This window comes from Vibrio chemaguriensis (assembly GCF_012275705.1).
GTDB lineage: Bacteria > Pseudomonadota > Gammaproteobacteria > Enterobacterales > Vibrionaceae > Vibrio > Vibrio diabolicus.
This window is the reverse complement of sequence record NZ_SHOE01000009.1, coordinates 147,932-164,668: the sequence shown is the minus strand read 5'-3', so window position 1 is coordinate 164,668 and position 16,737 is coordinate 147,932. Positions and strand designations below refer to the sequence as shown.

Annotated in this window: 16 protein-coding genes and 1 other annotated feature; of the genes, 4 read left to right on the top strand and 12 right to left on the bottom strand. The window is 45.0% G+C overall.

Annotation, left to right across the window (positions count from 1 at the left end):
• Window positions 1-120 precede the first annotated feature (120 nt).
• Window positions 121-1,380 (bottom strand): dicarboxylate/amino acid:cation symporter, encoded by a 1,260-nt coding sequence (locus tag EX191_RS10965; RefSeq protein WP_012841620.1) that lies wholly within the window; start codon window positions 1,378-1,380, stop codon window positions 121-123.
• Window positions 1,381-1,925: 545 nt separating this feature from the next.
• On the opposite strand from EX191_RS10965, the gene EX191_RS10960 reads away from it, so the two are divergent.
• Entirely contained in the window at window positions 1,926-3,467 is a 1,542-nt protein-coding gene (locus EX191_RS10960) for a long-chain-fatty-acid--CoA ligase (RefSeq protein WP_005394831.1), read from the top strand.
• Window positions 3,468-3,589: 122 nt separating this feature from the next.
• On the opposite strand, the gene EX191_RS10955 is transcribed toward EX191_RS10960, so the two are convergent.
• The 8 genes from EX191_RS10955 to trpL2 all read right to left on the bottom strand — a co-directional run bounded on the left by EX191_RS10955 (window position 3,590) and on the right by trpL2 (window position 11,542).
• Window positions 3,590-4,285 (bottom strand): Crp/Fnr family transcriptional regulator, encoded by a 696-nt coding sequence (locus EX191_RS10955; protein WP_006743300.1) that lies wholly within the window; start codon window positions 4,283-4,285, stop codon window positions 3,590-3,592.
• A gap of 201 nt (window positions 4,286-4,486) precedes the next feature.
• Window positions 4,487-5,293: a tryptophan synthase subunit alpha gene (trpA, locus tag EX191_RS10950; RefSeq protein ID WP_065646052.1), complete on the bottom strand. Its 807-nt coding sequence runs from the start codon at window positions 5,291-5,293 to the stop codon at window positions 4,487-4,489.
• Window positions 5,293-6,483 (bottom strand): tryptophan synthase subunit beta, encoded by a 1,191-nt coding sequence (trpB, locus tag EX191_RS10945; RefSeq protein ID WP_005394827.1) that lies wholly within the window; start codon window positions 6,481-6,483, stop codon window positions 5,293-5,295. The genes trpA and trpB overlap by 1 nt, the downstream gene beginning before the upstream one ends.
• A gap of 64 nt (window positions 6,484-6,547) precedes the next feature.
• On the bottom strand, window positions 6,548-7,987 hold the full coding sequence (gene trpCF / locus EX191_RS10940; protein ID WP_193447744.1) for a bifunctional indole-3-glycerol-phosphate synthase TrpC/phosphoribosylanthranilate isomerase TrpF: 1,440 nt from the start codon (window positions 7,985-7,987) through the stop codon (window positions 6,548-6,550).
• A gap of 13 nt (window positions 7,988-8,000) precedes the next feature.
• Window positions 8,001-9,011 carry an anthranilate phosphoribosyltransferase gene (trpD, locus tag EX191_RS10935; RefSeq protein ID WP_193447743.1) on the bottom strand — a complete coding sequence of 337 codons (1,011 nt, stop codon included), beginning with the start codon at window positions 9,009-9,011 and terminating at the stop codon, window positions 8,001-8,003.
• Between the two features lie 37 nt (window positions 9,012-9,048).
• Window positions 9,049-9,657: an aminodeoxychorismate/anthranilate synthase component II gene (locus EX191_RS10930; protein ID WP_193447742.1), complete on the bottom strand. Its 609-nt coding sequence runs from the start codon at window positions 9,655-9,657 to the stop codon at window positions 9,049-9,051.
• Between the two features lie 5 nt (window positions 9,658-9,662).
• Window positions 9,663-11,240, bottom strand: a complete 1,578-nt coding sequence (locus EX191_RS10925) for an anthranilate synthase component 1 (protein WP_193447741.1) — start codon at window positions 11,238-11,240, stop codon at window positions 9,663-9,665.
• Window positions 11,241-11,366: 126 nt separating this feature from the next.
• Window positions 11,367-11,470 (bottom strand) — a sequence feature (Trp leader region).
• Window positions 11,417-11,542, bottom strand: a complete 126-nt coding sequence (gene trpL2 / locus EX191_RS10920) for a tryptophan operon leader peptide (RefSeq protein WP_005394819.1) — start codon at window positions 11,540-11,542, stop codon at window positions 11,417-11,419. (Overlaps the previous feature by 54 nt.)
• A 95-nt stretch (window positions 11,543-11,637) precedes the next feature.
• Here trpL2 and rnm point away from each other — a divergent pair, with 95 nt between their 5' ends.
• Window positions 11,638-12,495 (top strand): RNase RNM, encoded by an 858-nt coding sequence (gene rnm / locus EX191_RS10915; protein WP_193447740.1) that lies wholly within the window; start codon window positions 11,638-11,640, stop codon window positions 12,493-12,495.
• Window positions 12,496-12,726: 231 nt separating this feature from the next.
• Window positions 12,727-13,302 (top strand): L-threonylcarbamoyladenylate synthase, encoded by a 576-nt coding sequence (locus EX191_RS10910; protein WP_054701252.1) that lies wholly within the window; start codon window positions 12,727-12,729, stop codon window positions 13,300-13,302.
• A 102-nt stretch (window positions 13,303-13,404) separates the two neighbouring features.
• Here EX191_RS10910 and EX191_RS10905 read toward each other — a convergent pair whose 3' ends face one another.
• Window positions 13,405-14,115 (bottom strand): calcium-binding protein, encoded by a 711-nt coding sequence (locus EX191_RS10905; RefSeq protein ID WP_193447739.1) that lies wholly within the window; start codon window positions 14,113-14,115, stop codon window positions 13,405-13,407.
• A 533-nt stretch (window positions 14,116-14,648) separates the two neighbouring features.
• On the opposite strand from EX191_RS10905, the gene rluB reads away from it, so the two are divergent.
• Entirely contained in the window at window positions 14,649-15,587 is a 939-nt protein-coding gene (gene rluB, locus EX191_RS10900; protein ID WP_005376798.1) for a 23S rRNA pseudouridine(2605) synthase RluB, read from the top strand.
• A 186-nt stretch (window positions 15,588-15,773) separates the two neighbouring features.
• On the opposite strand, the gene EX191_RS10895 is transcribed toward rluB, so the two are convergent.
• Together EX191_RS10895 and efpL are read right to left on the bottom strand one after the other, a co-directional pair.
• The gene (locus EX191_RS10895; RefSeq protein WP_021709119.1) at window positions 15,774-16,094 is read right to left on the bottom strand and encodes an HI1450 family dsDNA-mimic protein; all 321 of its coding nucleotides are present in this window, start codon (window positions 16,092-16,094) and stop codon (window positions 15,774-15,776) included.
• A 2-nt stretch (window positions 16,095-16,096) separates the two neighbouring features.
• A complete protein-coding gene (gene efpL / locus EX191_RS10890; protein ID WP_005376801.1) occupies window positions 16,097-16,663 on the bottom strand; it encodes an elongation factor P-like protein EfpL in 567 nt (188 codons plus the stop codon).
• Window positions 16,664-16,737: the final 74 nt, after the last annotated feature.

Below are 16,737 nucleotides of genomic sequence, written 5' to 3'. Positions count from 1 at the left end.
AATGGTTTATATCATTTTGATAAATTTATGCTATTGGTTTCTATTTGTATAGTTACGTAATGCAAGAAAAGACAAAAAAACCGCTCATAGTGAGCGGTTTTTAGTTCATTCGAGAAAGGACTAAGCTTCTTGCTTTTTAAGCTCAGCTTCTGCCGCTTCCTCTTCTATTAGCGCATCAACGATAACTGCACATGCTGCATCACCAGTGATGTTTAGTGCTGTACGAATCATATCGAAAATACGGTCAAGAGCGAATAGCAGTGGTAGACCTTCAATTGGAATGCCAGCGGCAAGAAGTACGGCAACCACTAGGAAAGAAGGACCAGGAACACCCGCTTGACCAACCGCACCCAATGTAGACGTTACGATAATTGCAATGTAAGCGCCCATACCTAGGTCGATATTGAACAGTTGAGCAAAGAAGATAGCAACCAAGCCATAGTAAATCGCATTACCTGACATGTTGATCGTTGCGCCTAGAGGCAGAACAAATGACGCGGTTGAATTTTTTACGCCCAGTTCTTTTTCACAGGTGTCCATTGTGACAGGCAGTGTCGCCATAGAAGAGGCCGTTGAAAGCGCAACAGCTTGTGGCTTTTTCATTGAAGACAGGAACTTCTTCGCTGATGTCTTGGTGAAAATATGCACCATTGCTGGGTAAACAACGAAACCGAAGATTAGGATTGCGGCAACGTAAACAACGAACAGTTTGAATACCACCATTAGTGCGCCAAAACCGAATGTACCGACTGCTTCTGCCATCAGACCGAACACGCCGATAGGGGCAATGATCATCACTTTGTTGATCATCCAAACCATTGCGTCAACGATGCAGTTAACACCATTAATGATTGGCTCACGACGCTCTTTTGCTTGCTTAGAAATTGCAATACCAAAGAACATACAGAAAACGAGGATCTGTAGGATGTTTGCTTCATTTAGTGATTGGAAAACGTTGGTTGGGATCATGCCAGTGATGGTTGCCCAGAAAGTAGGTAGTTCACCTTTTGAAGCGTATTCTGCTGAGAACATTCCTTCAACGCCAGAGACGTCGATACCCATGCCTGGTTGGAATACTTCACCCATAAATAGTGCAAGCGCAACGGCTAGGGCGGATGTTAAACCAAAATAACCTAGAGTGACGATGCCAACTTTACCTGCTGACTGGCTGTTCCCAAGACCAGCTGCACCAGAAATCAAGGCTACAGCGACCAAAGGAATAACCAACATTTTGATTAAGTTGATAAAGATAGCACCTAAAGGAGCGAACACTGTCGCATCATGACCCATCATGGCACCAACGGCTGTGCCCACGATCATGGCGATTACGACTTGTACGCCAATGTTGTTTAGCAAACTCTTTTCTTTTAACACTTCCATAACCTCTGTGCTAATAAAATGTAAAATCCTAAAATTACCCACTAACCATAAATGGTTTTATGGATAATTATCTCGCCTTGCTTTTTACACTTATCGTTTACAATTGGCAATATGCAGCAAGGTATTATTGATGGATTAATCGATATTTTATTGACGAACGATAAAGTTTTGTTCAATGGCAAACGTTTGCTATTGATTTTTGTTATGCCTTTTAGCTGTGTAATTGTTTTTGTTTATTTCTTTTTCTTGTTTGTTTTTTGTTAACTGAGATGAGTTTTGTGTTTGCGAGCGTAGTCTGCGTCTTGCGTGACTTGGATTGATATTTATAACAATTAATTTCTTTCAAGCTCACACTTTTACCAATTAGCTTTGTGAAATGTTAATTGTTTTACATTCTTAGTTTTGATTGCATTGTAAACATAATGTTAATCAGAAATGGGCGAGACAAATATTAAGTACCAACATTTTAGTGTAGGGGAGTGCTCTCTCTGTTAATGCTCCCGAGCCGATAAAACGAAAATCAACAAGTAAGAGGTGAAGCGATTATGATGAATCTTGCTGCTGCATTACAAAGAAATGCTGCGAGTAAACCAGATAAGACGGCGTTGATATGTGGTGATGTCGAGATAACTTATGCGCAGTTTGATGCGATTACCGGAAAGATCGCGGCATCTTTAATCAACAAAGGGGTCGTTCCGGGCGATCGTATTGCGCTCTCATGCCCAAACATTCCTTTTTTCGCGTTTGTTTATTATGCGATACAAAAAGCTGGCGCGGTTGCTGTCCCATTAAATGTGCTTTTGAAAGCGCGAGAAATTAAGTATCACTTAGAAGATTCAAAAGCGAAGTTTTACTTCTGTTTTGAAGGGACAGCAGAACTGCCAATGGCAAAAGAGGGGGTTAAAGCGTTTGAGCAGGCTGATATATGTGAAAATATGGTCGTGATGACTCAATCTCAAAGTGAAAACGAATGGAATGGTGTGCCAACTCTCAATGCGTTTATAGCGGATGCAGAACCATTGTCAGATTATGTACCGCGTAACGCAGATGATACTTGTGTTATTTTGTATACATCAGGGACGACAGGCTTACCAAAAGGAGCTGAACTGACGCAGCAGAACATCATAATGAATGCTCTGGTGGCACAAAACATTATGGGCAGCCAGGCCGATGATATTCACTTAGTAACTTTGCCTTTATTTCATACCTTTGGTCAAACCGTCCACTTAAATGCTAGTGTTTTGGGCGGGGCAACCTTGGTGTTAGTGCCTAGGTTTGAGCCTAAACATGTTCTTGAGCTGATGGAAAAACACAAAGTGACGTTGTTTGCTGGGGTGCCAACGATGTATATCGGTTTGCTTCATGTCCAACACCAATTTGATACATCCTCACTACGTGTTGCTATCAGCGGTGGAGCCCCGTTGCCAACCGAAATATTTAGATCCTTTGAGGAACAATTTAATGTCCCAATTCTTGAAGGATACGGGTTATCAGAAACAAGTCCTATTGCATGTTTTAATCATTTAGATCAGGAACGTATACCAGGATCGGTAGGTCAACCGATTCAAGGCGTTGAAGTAAAAGTTGTCGACATTGAAGGCAATGCGCTACCGATCGGTGAAGAAGGTGAGATTGTTGTGCGTGGGCATAATGTTATGAAGGGATACCTTGACCGCCCGGAAGTCACTGAATCCGCGCTACAAAATGGCTGGTTCCATACTGGTGATGTTGGCCGTTTTGACAGCTCAGGTAATCTATTTATCGTCGATAGAATGAAAGATCTGATCATTCGAGGTGGATTTAACGTTTACCCTAGAGAAATTGAAGAAGTGTTTATGACTCATCCTGCAATCTCAATGGTAGCGGTGATAGGGATTCCAAATGAAGAGTATGGCGAAGAGATAAAAGCTTACGTTGTGCTTAAACCGGGAGAGTACATTGACGCGGAAACATTACAAAAGTGGGGCAAAGAGCAGTTAGCCTCTTTTAAATATCCTCGTTATGTTGAAATTCGTGAGCATCTCCCGATGAGTGCGACAGGAAAGATTTTAAAGCGTGAATTGAAATCTGAATTGAATGTGGCTTAGTCAATTCAATGAACTTTGGGTTACAGCGCCACTTGTCTGGAGCGAGTGGTGTTGTGCACGTTACTCAAGAATAGAAGATGGCAATCTCTCGCTAGCGTGTACACATGAACTATCTGTTTACTCTATTGTTCGAGTTGTTTTATGTGCGCTTCTAAGCGTTTTGGATTGGTAATGGTCACTGAACCATATTTCAGTTCTAGCATCCCAATACTCTCTAAGTTTTTTAGTACTTTATGAACACTTTGACGAGTTAGCCCCATCATGTTGGCGATATGCTCTCTAGTCACTCTCACGACACACGGCTGAGTATTGATAGCTTGGTTGTGTTGGTATTCAGCAAGCAACAGCAACCTTCTTGCAATCCGCTCTTCGATTCCTCTAATCGCATCATCTTCGATAACAGAAATTGCAGACCATAAGCGGCGGCTAAGTAAGTCGAGAATCGTAGGGTAACTTTGAGGATATTTGGCGAGTAATTGGCGAAACTTATCACCAGGTAGTTCCAGTAAGGTCACGCCCGAATGCGCGGTTGCGCCAAAAATACGGGGCATGCCGGGAGAAAAAACATTGTCTCCAAACCAGCCTCCTGCCTCGAAAATCATTAATGTGACTTCTTTGCCTTTTGAACTCATCGAATTAATTCGTACGGCACCCTGTGCAATGACCATAAGAGAAGATTGAGGTTCCCCTTTATTGCAAATCAGTGCTTTTTCGTCGAAACAGCGAACTTTAGCTATTTGTGCTGCTTCACTAAGTCCTTTCTCGGGCAGCCCTGATAATACAGGACATTTGGCTAATAATGCTTTGACTTCTTCCATGTGCAACCTTACTGCATCCTGCTCTAGCTATTATTTGTGCTGGTTAAGTGGCAAAGTTTATCACTCTTTGATTGCTCTGCTTTAGATTGGTTTGGAAAGTGCGGGCGTTGAATAAAAAATGATATGGTATAAACGCCATACAAGAAAACGCCCGCTAAACAGAATGTTAAGCGGGCGCTATAGCGTTACATCAAATGGAAATTATTTCTGAGTGGCAGCTTTCATCGCTGACACAAAATCACCAAGTTTATCGAGCATAATTTGTGGCTGCTCGACATTCGCTTCAATGATTTTCACCACAGCTGAGCCGGAGATAGCCCCTGCTGCGCCAGACTCTATTGCTTGTTTCACCTGTGCTGGTTCAGAAATACCGAAGCCAAGCAGCGCTGGTGGTGCATCGAACTGGTTTAATCTATCTAACATGTGACCAACTGGCATATTTGCTTTGGTTTCTGCACCTGTCACGCCAGCACGAGAAAGCAAGTAAGTGTAGCCACCACCCAGTTCTGATACTTGCTTCAGTGTTTCGTCACTGGCTGTAGGTGGTGCGATGAAGATTGGGTGAATACCAAACTTCTCTGCTGCTGCAACAAACTCTGCACTTTCATTGGTTGGTACGTCTGCAATCAAAACAGAATCGATGCCTGCTTTTGCACAACGCTCATAGAAGTTCTCGATACCACGAGAGTAAACAAGGTTCGCGTACATCAGAAGGCCAATAGGCAGATCTGGGTATTTAGCTCGGATCTTACCAATTTGTTCGAAGCAGATATCCGGTGTTGCGCCTGAATCTAGCGCACGAATGTTAGCGCCTTGGATGGTTGGGCCATCTGCAAGCGGATCTGAAAATGGAATACCAAGTTCAAGGGCGTCTGCGCCAGACTCAACGAGGGTTTCCATGATCTTGTAAGATTGTTCTGCGTTTGGATCGCAAACCGTTACGAACGGTACAAATGCGCCTTGGTTTTTTTCGTTTAGACGCGCAAACATCTTCTCATAACGGCTCATTAAATCACTCCTTTTTCTTCTAGGATGGCGTGTACGGTGAAGATGTCTTTGTCACCACGACCAGATAGGTTTACGACCAATAGTTGTTCTTTCTCAGGATTCTCACGAGCCATGCGCAATGCATGAGCTAGAGCGTGAGAAGACTCTAGAGCTGGGATGATCCCTTCGCTGCGAGCCAGTTCTTGGAATGCCTCGAGCGCTTCGTCGTCAGTTACGTTGTCGTATTCTGCACGGCCAATTGCGTTTAGGTGTGCGTGCTGTGGACCAACTGAAGGAAAATCAAGACCCGCAGATACAGAGTAAGACTCCTCAACTTGGCCGTTTGGATCTTGCATCAATGGCGCTTTCATACCAAAGAAGATGCCCGTTTTGCCATGTTTAAGTGGTGCACCGTGTTGGTCAGTATCGATACCTTTACCTGCTGGCTCAACACCAATGAGGCGAACGCTTTCTTCTTCGATGAAGTCAGCAAACATACCAATCGCGTTTGAACCGCCGCCCACACACGCGATAACTGCATCAGGAAGACGACCTTCACGTGCCAAAATCTGATTCTTAGTTTCTTCACCGATCATTCGTTGGAAATCACGCACGATGGTTGGGAATGGGTGAGGACCAGCTGCTGTACCTAGTAGGTAGTGCGCATCTTCATAAGTTGCAGACCAGTCGCGCAGCGCTTCGTTACATGCGTCTTTAAGTGTCGCTGAACCTGAGTGAACCGGAATGACTTCTGCGCCCATTAGCTTCATACGGAATACGTTCGGGCTCTGACGCTCAACGTCTTTTGCTCCCATGTAAACACGACACTTAAGGCCAAGTAGTGCACACGCTAGTGCGGTTGCAACACCGTGTTGACCTGCGCCAGTTTCAGCGATGATTTCGTTTTTGCCCATGCGTTTCGCTAGTAGCGCTTGACCCAACACTTGGTTAGTCTTGTGGGCACCACCGTGAAGCAGGTCTTCACGTTTTAGGTACAGTTTGGTTTTCGTACCTTTAGTTAGGTTACGAGTTAGAGTTAAAGCCGTTGGGCGGCCCGCATACTCTTGAAGAAGCGTCATGAACTCACTGCGGAATTCTGGATCTTCTTGCGCGTCGATAAACGCTTGCTCTAGTTGCTCCAATGCAGGAACTAGAATTTGCGGAACGTACTGACCGCCGTATTCGCCAAAGTAGGCATTCAGTTTTGCCATCGTTATATTCCTTCTCGTATTTTTCGCTACGAATAGCTTTAAATTTTTTAGCTGATATCCAGCTTTAGTAGTTGCGAATGGCGGTGAATGCCGCAAGCAACTTCTGTGAATCTTTTTTGCCTGGTGCACTTTCTACACCAGAGTTTAAATCTAACCCCAAGCAACCGAGTGTCGCTGCTTGTTGAGCATTTTCTGGCGACAGTCCGCCCGCTAGCATAATTTGACTTGGGTCGCCGATCAGTGACCAGTCGAACACTTGACCAGTTCCGCCAGTTTGGGTGCCAACTTGAGCATCTAATAGATGGCGGTCAATGTGGTCTGCAAGCAGTTCTGGCTTGGCATCAGTCACGCCATAAGCTTTCCAAATTTCTACTGTTGTTGGCAGTTCGGCTTTGAGTTGGTTTACGTAAGCTTGGTCTTCTTGACCATGCAATTGCACCGCTTTCAAACCCAGAGAGGTCACCATGGATGCAACAAAATCGATATCGTGATTTTGGAAAACGCCAACGTAATTCAGTGGAGCACCGCTCATGGTTAAGCGAGCACCTTCAAGGTCGACCGCACGCTTCGACTTCTCGACAAAAATCAGGCCACCAAATACCGCGCCAGCTTGATATGCTTTTGCTGAATCATCCGGATGCGTTAAGCCACACACTTTGTTTTCGCCTAACGTCACTTTACGTACTGCAAGTTCAAGGTTGTCTTCCGCCATCAGCGAACTACCAATCAAGAAGCCGTCTGCGTATTCCGCTAAATCACGAACTTGTTGATGCGTATAAATGCCAGACTCTGAAATTACCGTCGCGTTTGGTGCCAGTTCGCGAATGGTCGGTGCCAATTCTTTAGTACGATTCAAATCGGTACTTAGGTCGCGCAAGTTACGGTTATTGATGCCGATAACGCGTGCGCCTAGATTAACGGCACGATGAAGCTCGTCTTCGTTGCTGACTTCGGTCAGAATGCCCATATTCAGGCTGTGAGCTGCTTCTTCTAGCGCTTTGTACTCTTCGTCATTGAGGACAGAAAGCATCAGAAGTACGGCATCAGCACTGTAATGACGTGCTAGGTAAACTTGGTAGGTGTCTACCATGAAGTCTTTGCACAAAACTGGTTGTTTGACTTGACCACGCACTTGAGGAAGAAAGTCAAAGTTACCTTGGAAGTACTTCTCGTCAGTTAGGACTGAAATTGCATCAGCATGGTTGTTGTAAACCGATGCAATGTAATCCAAGTTAAAGTGATCACGAATCAAACCTTTAGAAGGAGATGCCTTCTTACATTCGGTGATGAATGCTGTCTTTTCGCCACTCAGTGCATCGTAGAAGCTGCGATCCGATGGCAGTAAATCAGACTGAAATGTGCTTAGCGGTTGAGACACCTTACGGTCTGCTACCCATTGATATTTGTCGCGGACAATTTTCGCCAGTACTTCTGCCATTTCTGCTTCTTTCTTAGAAACGTGTTCAGACAGATTGTCAGCTTGCTGAGTGTTGAAGTCAGTCATCTTCTTCAATTCCTTAAGCGTGTGCGGCAAGTTGTTGTACCAATTGGTACGCCTTGCCTGAATTCATTGCCTCAATCGCTTGTTGCGTGTTGGCTTTTAAATCTTCGTGGCCGAATAGACGCATTAGCAGAGCTACGTTCACTGCCACTGCGCCCAATTGTGCGTCTGTACCTTTACCTGTCAGAATATTGGTAATGATCGCTTTGTTTTCTTCAGGATCGCCACCTTTGATCGCTTCTAGTGGGTGTGCTTCTAGACCGAAGTCTGCAGGCGTTAGTTTGTATTCTGTGATCTTACCGTCTTTGATTTCGGCAACGGTTGTTTCACCGTGAATCGCTACTTCATCCAAGCCACTGCCGTGTACTACAGCGGCGCGCTTCATACCCATTTGTAGCATGGTTTCTGCGATAGGACGAACCAGTTCTTCACTGTAAACGCCCATCAATTCGATATTAGGACGAGCAGGGTTAATCAGTGGGCCAAGAATGTTAAAGATGGTGCGTGTTTTCATGGTTTGACGCATAGGCATAGCATGGCGCACACCACCGTGGTATTGAGGTGCAAATAGGAAAGCAACACCGATATCGTCGACCGCTTTGCGCGTATCTTCTGCGCTCATGGCTAGGTTGATACCAAATGAATCAAGAAGGTCAGAAGAACCCGATTTGCTTGAAACGCTGCGGTTGCCGTGCTTTGCCACTTTTAGACCACATGCTGCAGCAACAAATGCCGCGGTGGTTGAAATATTGATGGTGTTGTGACCGTCGCCGCCCGTACCTACGATATCTGCGAAATCGTAATCTGGGCGAGGGAATGGGTTTGCATTTGCCAGCAGTGCTTTGGCCGCGCCTGCAATTTCATCTGGCGTTTCGCCTTTGATTTTTAGTGCAGTCAGTGCTGATGCCATCAAAATTGGGTCTAGTTCACCACGGATGATGATGTCAAACAGCTGTTGGCTCTCTTCCTGAGTAAGCGATTCTTGCTCGTACAGTTTGGTAATAATAGGGTTGATGATTGCTTCCATATTTCCTCTCCTAAATTTCTTATGTGCCAAGTGCTTTTTAAGCAGTGAGTGGGTTCACTGAAGTTGATTCTTCAAGCGCCCATTCAATGGCATTGGCCAACAGTGTTGCTCCGTAGGTCGTCATAATAGATTCCGGGTGGAACTGGAACCCGCAAACTTTATCTTCTTCATGTACAACAGACATCACCAAGTCATCCACTTCTGCCGTGATGGTTAGACTCTCAGGAACCTTGGTCGCAACCAGCGAGTGGTAACGTGCAATCGCAAGTGGTGATGGTAGGTTTTGGTAAATCGCATGGTTTTGGTGCTCCATCATAGAGACCTTACCGTGAATGATTTCACCCGCGCCAGCGACGGTGCCGCCGTACGCTTCAACAATCGCTTGGTGACCAAGACAAATACCGATCATCGGAACTTTGCCTTTCATGCGTAGGATAAGTTCTGGCATTGAGCCTGCCTCTGACGGTGCACCAGGGCCTGGCGATAGCAGAACCACTGGGTTTTCAAGCTCGTTTACCGCTTGTTCGATGGTTTCTGCTGGGATGTTGTTTCGGTAAATCTTGACTGAGTGACCTAGCGAGCGGAATTGATCCACAAGGTTGTAGGTGAACGAGTCAAAGTTATCGATGAATACGATGTTCGCCATGTCTGCTACTCCTTGTTCGTAGGTTGAGAATGCGCTGCTTGAATAGCAGAGATTACCGCTTGTGCTTTACCGCGCGTTTCGTCTGCTTCCGCTTGTGGGTCTGAGTCGAACACAACGCCTGCGCCTGCTTGAACTTGAGCAATGCCGTTCTCAACGTAAGCTGAGCGAATTACGATACATGTGTCGAGTGTACCTTCGCCGGTAAGGTAACCCACAGCACCGCCGTAGCTACCGCGTCGTGCGCCTTCTACATCGCGAATCAACTGCATTGCACGAATCTTTGGTGCGCCAGTGAGCGTGCCCATGTTCATACAAGCTTGGTATGCGTGCAGGGCGTCTAGGTCTTCACGCAGTTGACCAACCACACGAGATACTAAGTGCATTACGTGGCTGTAGCGGTCGACTTTTAGTAGGTCTGCGACGTGGCGAGTGCCAGCTTGAGCAATACGAGCGACGTCGTTACGTGCTAAGTCAACCAACATCATGTGTTCTGCGTTTTCTTTCATGTCGGTGCGCAGTTCAAGTTCGATGCGGCTATCTAGGTCGAAATCGATCTCTCCATTCGGGCGTTTACCACGGCGACGTGTGCCTGCAATTGGGTAGATTTCAATTTGGTTGGTGTCGGTTTCGTACTTAAGCGCGCTTTCTGGTGATGCGCCAAACAAAGTGAACAGCTCATCTTGCATGTAGAACATGTAAGGGCTTGGGTTACTTTGTTTCAGTTCTTTGTAAGCCGCGAGTGGAGAAGGGCAAGGTAGAGTGAATCGGCGAGATGGTACAACTTGGAACACATCGCCTTTCACTACGAACTCTTTTAAGTCGCGAACAGTTTGGCAGAAGTCTGCATCAGACACGCTAGGCTCTACCGTTACATCTGTTATTTGCTCTGCATTTGGCAGCAGTTTTGGCGCTGCGCATTGTGCACAGATTTCTGCAATACGAGTCTCTAACGCTGTTTTCTCTGAACCGTCAACAAACAACGTCGCTTGAAGCTGGCAAGATTCCGTTTGATGGTCGACAACCAGCAGTGTTTCGGCGACGTAGAAAACGTAATCTGGACATTGATTGGTTGCTTCTGCATTACCAAGCGGCTCGAAGTTTGCGACTAAGTCGTAGGCAAACAGACCGCCAAGGAAAATAGCGTGTTTGTCTTGCTGTGAAATATCGAAGCTGTGTTGCACTAAACGTAGTGCGTCAAAAGAAGAAGCTTCACGTAGTCGAGAGTCCTCATCTAACGTGTCGCATGGCTGGCTAAACTCCAAAGTCAGCGTTTTGCCATCGAACTTACTTTCAACGTCACCACGGATGTTCTGGTTTAGGTGAGACAGTAGGTTTTTACCGTTGTTGGTCAAGGCGTGCATGCTAACAGTGTGGCCGTAACAAACGATGCGCACCGCTGAATCTACGATTAAAAGTGATTTTAGATTCTGTTTCGAATCAATTTCAGCGGATTCGAGAAGCAAGCTATCTCTTTTGTTCTCACAAATGGTATGGAACAAACGTGTTGGGTCTTGAGTGTAAGGAACCGAAGTCTTTAATACTTCTAGGCATCCAAGTTTCTTGATTTCTATGGCCTTATTCACAAGACCTCCTTGTAGCTGTCTAAATCTTCCTGCCGTACATAGTCGCATAAAGCAAACGTTCTCCCAATCTAGAGTTAGCCATATTCGATTAATGTTTAGGCAGTTGAATGTGAAATGAGCAACAAAACAAAAAAGCCCGCTTAAGTAGCGGGCTTTACAACGTTTGGTTCTATAAACTAGAAGTATACGTTTGCCCACCAAGAACTAGTCCAAGTGCGCCACCAAGCAAGATCTGATGAGTTTGTCTTATTAAGACAAACCGCAACTTTCGCTTTTTGGTTTTGGTTAAATTCTTGTAACATGGTGAACCTTAAATTACGTACTTTGTATTTGTGTACTAGTTAACTAGTGCGAGAGTAAAAAGTCAACCCCAAAACAGCATTAAAACGATAAAAATATGAGAATTGATTTACATAGTCACACCACTGCATCGGACGGTCGGTTAGAGCCTAAAGATTTAGTGGAAAGGGCGCTGAGTTTTGATATCGAGGTTTTGGCGATCACTGATCACGATACGGTTGACGGTTTGGCGTTAGCCAAGCAACACGTTCAAGACAATAATTTACCGATCAAAATCATCAACGGCATTGAGATATCGACTGTCTGGCAAAACAAAGACATTCATATTGTTGGTTTGAATATCGAACCGGAAAATGAACAATTATCCGCCCTCATCGAGCAGCAGAAGCAGCACCGCATAACAAGGTCAGAGTTGATTGCAGAGCGACTACAAAAAGCAACTCGGGAAGGTGTGCTCGAAGAAGTAAGGCAGATCGCCGGTGATGCGCCTGTTACGAGAGCGCACTTCGCGAAATGGTTGGTGGATAATGGTTACGCAAAAACCATGCAAATGGTGTTTAAAAAATACCTAACGCGTAATAACCCAGGTTATGTACCACCGAATTGGTGCTCGATGAAAGATGCGGTTGATGCTATCCATGCTGCTGGTGGTTTGGCGGTATTAGCGCATCCTGGAAGATATAAGTTGACAGCGAAGTGGATTAAGCGTCTTCTAGCAGCGTTTGTAGAAGCAAACGGCGATGCGATGGAAGTTGCACAGCCGCAGCAAGCGCAACAAGAAAGGCGCAACTTGGCTGATTATGCTATACAATACAAACTATTAGCGTCTCAAGGCAGTGATTTTCACTACCCATCCCCTTGGATGGAGCTAGGAAGGAACCTTTGGTTGCCCGCAGGCGTCGAACCAGTTTGGAAAGGTTGGGGTATTGATCCTTCGTTGGATATATCAAAGTAACCTCAAAGCGTGGGTTTCAGCATCAAATAACTGGAAAGTGTATATTGGGTATTAATGTGGCTTTCCTTGTCGTTGGAACTGAACAACACTTTGAATCTTGAAGTCACTTGATAAAACACAACAAGGCGGCATTCAAGCTCCACATAAGAATATAGAGCCGAGAGGCTCGATAATGAGGAATTACAATGAGCCAGTTTTTTTTACGTTCACCCAGAAAACCCACAGGCTCGCTTGATTAATCAAGCAGTAGCAATCATTCGTAACGGCGGCGTTGTGGTGTACCCTACCGATTCAGGGTACGCACTTGGCTGTCAGTTGGAGAACAAACAGGCACTGGAACGAATCTGTCAGATCCGTCGTCTGGATGATAAGCATAACTTTACTTTATTGTGTCGTGATTTGTCGGAGCTTTCTCTATATGCGCGAGTAGATAACTCTGCATTCCGACTACTGAAAAACAACACACCAGGTCCTTACACCTTCATCTTCAAAGGCACGAAAGAAGTGCCGCGTCGTTTGATGAACGCGAAACGTAAGACCATCGGTATCCGTGTTCCAGACAATCAAATTGCCTTGGACTTGTTGGAAGCATTAGGTGAACCGATGATGTCTACGTCGTTGATTCTACCTGGCAGTGACGTAACAGAGTCTGATCCGGAAGATATTCGCGATAAACTAGAACATGCGGTTGATGTGATTCTTAATGGCGGTTACTTAGGTGAACAACCTACGACCGTCATTGACTTTAGCGAAGGTGAACCTGTTGTGGTGCGTTTGGGATCAGGTGACCCGGCACCATTCGAATAATTCGACTAATAGACGTACACCACCGTCAAACAAAATAGGAGGCATCGCGCCTCCTATTTTAGTTGTCATATCGAATATCTCATTGAACTTAACTGTTTGAGATTAAGCGAAATCGAAAATGTCGATACCATTTTGTTCAGCATAGTTGATGTATGCAGAGCTCACGCCGTTTAATGTTACTTCGACATTGTATTCATCACTAGAGAATACTGCCCAGCCACACTCATTATAAGATAAAGTCAGATCATCCGCTGAATCCAAGAACGTATCGCGAATGCCATCATTGTCGGTGTCTCTGCCCATATCGAAGACAAGTTTGTCATGAAAAATATTAAAATCGACAATATCGGCTTTAATATCAATATCGTTGGAGGATACAGGTTGATCCGGTACACCAATAGCCAGGCGGTTTGTAAGCACGAAAGTGTCGTCTCCACAGCCGCCGCTCAGTACTGATTCACCATCGCCAACGACGAGCGTGTCGTTACCCCAACCCCCACTCAAGTAGTTGTTGCCTGAGTAATCAAAAATTGTATCATCGCCACAACCACCAAAGAGCTTGTCATTTCCTAATCCGCCTGATAGGAAGTCGTTGCCAAAGCCGCCAGAAACAAAGTCGTTCCCTCGGCCACCGAGCAAGGTATCGTCTCCCCAGCCCCCGAAGACAACATCACTTCCTCCGTATCCTACGAACTTATCATCACCACAGAAGCCGAAGAAAATATCGGTTGTTTCAGACCCTTTTGTACCGGTCATATTGTCATCTTGAGATGTCCCAAAAATCCAATTTAGGTCTAGATTTAGCATAGACATTGTTCTATTCCTTTTTGTCTGATTTATGCCAATCGCCGAAAATGCAGAGCCAATCTAGCTAGTTAAAATACACGATAACGTAATAGTAAATAGTGACTTACCGATGCTTCTTTCTTGCTATGAGTGCTCATTTATCCACGATGATTGGTATTACTTAGCAGCAAACAGGGACGGCTTATTCTTCGTTGTTTTTAAAGCAACACGAACAGTAAACACACCCCAAGTGGTTATCGTTGTAACCCTGACAATTTTATCAGGTACTGCACGGTTAAAGTGGCTCGGGAAGACCGATATTAGTGGGATTCTCGCTGGGCAATATCAGCATTAAGTAGGAAAAAAGTTGCAGAATAGAGTAAATATTTTCGATGTTTTAAAGTGAATTTTGGGTGTGGAGAATGGCGCCGATTTAGCTTACATTAACTGAGAAAGTTACGTATAATGTCGGACCGAAAAATCCCACTGAAATGGGTAATTAGCAAAATACAGACCAATCCTGGTCTAGACGTCTGTGAAGACGACACATAGGTAGATAAATGAGCGAAAAGTTACAAAAAGTATTAGCACGTGCTGGTCACGGTTCTCGTCGTGAGATTGAATCGTTAATTAAATCTGGTCGCGTTAGCGTGAACGGTGTAGTCGCTAAGCTTGGTGAAAGACTTGAAGACGAGAGCAGCGTAGTTCGTATCGATGGTCACATTGTCTCTGCAAAGATTCAAGAAGAAGTGATTTGTCGTGTACTTGCGTACTACAAACCTGAAGGTGAACTGTGTACTCGTCACGATCCAGAAGGTCGTCGTACTGTTTTTGATCGTCTGCCAAAAATTCGTGGCTCTCGTTGGATTTCAGTTGGTCGTCTGGATGCGAACACTTCTGGTCTTCTGCTTTTCACAACGGATGGTGAACTGGCGAACCGCTTAATGCACCCAAGCCGCCAAGTTGAACGTGAATACCTAGTACGTGTGTTCGGTGAAGTAACTGAACAGAAAGTTCGTAATCTAGTAAAAGGTGTTGAACTGGAAGACGGTTTAGCTCGCTTCGAAGATGTTGTTTACGCGGGTGGTGAAGGCATGAACCACACGTTTTACGTTGTTATCAACGAAGGTCGTAACCGCGAAGTTCGTCGACTATGGGAATCGCAAGAGTGTACCGTTAGTCGTCTGAAACGTGTTCGTTACGGCGACATCTTCTTAGACAAGAAACTGCCTCGTGGTGGTTGGATGGAGCTTGACCTGAAAGAAGTAAACTACTTGCGTGAGCTTGTAGAGCTTCGTCCAGAGAAAGAAACCATGCTTGATCTGAACAAAGACAACACGTCACGCAAACGTGAGCGTGCACGCAGCCAAAAAATTCGTCGCGCAGTTAAGCGCCATGAAGAGCGTGTTAACACGCCAAAAGGTCGCAGCAACAACCCTTCTCGTCGTAAGCCGAAGAAGACCGCTGGTGATCAAGGTGCACGTAACAAGCATCGTTAATCGATAGCAAAACATCAGAAAGGCTTGCCAACTTGGCAAGCCTTTTTCTTATCTGTTACATAGCGAAAGGATCTAAAGCCGATATAGAGAAGGGTGTTTGGATAAACAAATATCGCAGCTAAACAAAAACAGCAGATAAAAAAATACCAGCGCTAGGCTGGTATTTTTTATCATGATGAAGAAACGTTAATCGCGTTTCCAAAGCATATGGCAGAACTTATGTTCAGGGTCTCGGCTGATTAGCATACGAGCAAATACGTCATCAAGAACGTCATTTTCCTCATTTACTAGGCCGATACGAACCTCTGCATATACTTCTTTGTCGATCTCGAAGCCAACATGTTCAATCCAGTCATCACCAGTTTCAACAAGTTCTGCGGCACCACGATCTTCAAATTGCGCAGTAAACAGAATCACGTCAGCAGGCTCTAGATTATCTGGAGCCATCTCAAGGAAAATGTCGTACGCTGCGTCGATGACGTCGTCGTAAGAAATCAAATCAGACATGCTTATGCTCGGCTCATGTATTTACGTTCAGCTGTGTTAATGATAACACGGTCACCAGTTGCAATGTACTCAGGAACCTGGATGACAAGACCTGAAGCGAAGCGTGCTGGTTTAGTACGAGCAGATGCAGAAGCACCTTTGATTGAAGGGTCAGTTTCTTCAATCACTAGCTCAACAGAAGATGGTAGTTCAATACCCACAGCAGCACCGTTAACAAGGATAATGTGGATACCTTGTGTATCTTCGTTGATGAACAGCATGTCGTCTTCAACTTCATTGTGCTTGAATGTGTATTGTGAGTAGTCTTCGTTATCCATGAAGATGTGCTCATCGCCGTCAGCGTATGAGTACACAACTGCACGTTTGTTCATTTCTACCGTTTCAACAACGTCATCAGACTTGTAACGCTCATCTACACGTGCGCCCGTGTTTAGATCTGTACAACGCATTTTGTAGATTTTAGCGCCGCCACGACCGCCAGGAGTCGTTACTTCGATGTCTTTAACTAGAAGAGTTTTACCATTAGACTCGATTGCGAAGCCTTTTTTGATTTCACTTGCCTTTGGCATTGTATATTCCTATTCATACTTATTAAGCAAAACTCGGTGATTATAGCGCTAAGTTAGCCGCCTAGCATTAAAAT